1 protein-coding gene is annotated in these 746 nt (G+C 73.3%); it reads left to right on the top strand.

Annotated features, from left to right (window positions below; translation table 11 throughout):
- On the top strand, positions 1–746 hold a 746-nt coding region (locus DZG00_RS16050; RefSeq protein WP_147360096.1), incomplete at both ends, for a PP2C family protein-serine/threonine phosphatase.

The following is a 746-nucleotide window of genomic DNA, read 5'->3' on the forward strand; positions in this document are numbered from 1 at the left end:
GCGCTTCGCCGTCGTCGTGCCCGCCCTCGACTTCCTCGCCGTCGGCCTGCTGCGGATCGGGACGGGCGAGAGCGCGTCCGTGTTCGGATCCCTGGTGATCCTCCCGGTCGTCTGGTTCAGCCTGAACCCGAGCCGCTGGAACGTGCTCGTCGCGTTCGTCGGCACCTACGTGTCGCTCGGCCTGCCGCTCCTCCTCCGGCTCGGCGGGCAGAACGCGAACGAGCTGTGGCGCGGGTTCTTCAGCGCCCTCGCCTTCGCCGTCGCGGCGCTCGTGGTCAACGAGCTGTCGCGCCGCACGCGGGTCAGCCTCGAGGAGTCGCGCGCCCGGGAGCGGCTGAGCGAGGAGGAGCTGACCCGGGCGTCGATCGTGCAGCGGGCGCTCCTGCCGAAGACGAGCGCGCCGCTCGCCGGCTACCAGGTCGCGGGCGCGTGCCTGCCGTCCAAGGCCGTGGGCGGCGACTTCTTCGACTGGTACCCGGTGAAGGAGGGCCTCGCGTTCACGCTCGGCGACGTGATGGGCAAGGGCGTGGGCGCGGGGATCATCGCGGCCACCGCGCGCGCCGTCGTGCGCAGCGCCAAGAACGTGCCGGATCCCGTCGCCGCCATCGAGCGCACCGCCGACTGCTTCACCGCGGAGATGAGCGCGGCGGCCTCCTTCGCCACCGTGTTCCACGCCCGGGTGCGCGCCGAGGACAACACCGTCCTCTACGCCGACGCGGGCCACGGCCTGTCCGCGCTCGTGCGCG

Origin of the sequence: Clavibacter lycopersici (genome assembly GCF_003576405.1) — a bacterium.
Taxonomy (GTDB): Bacteria; Actinomycetota; Actinomycetes; order Actinomycetales; family Microbacteriaceae; genus Clavibacter; species Clavibacter lycopersici.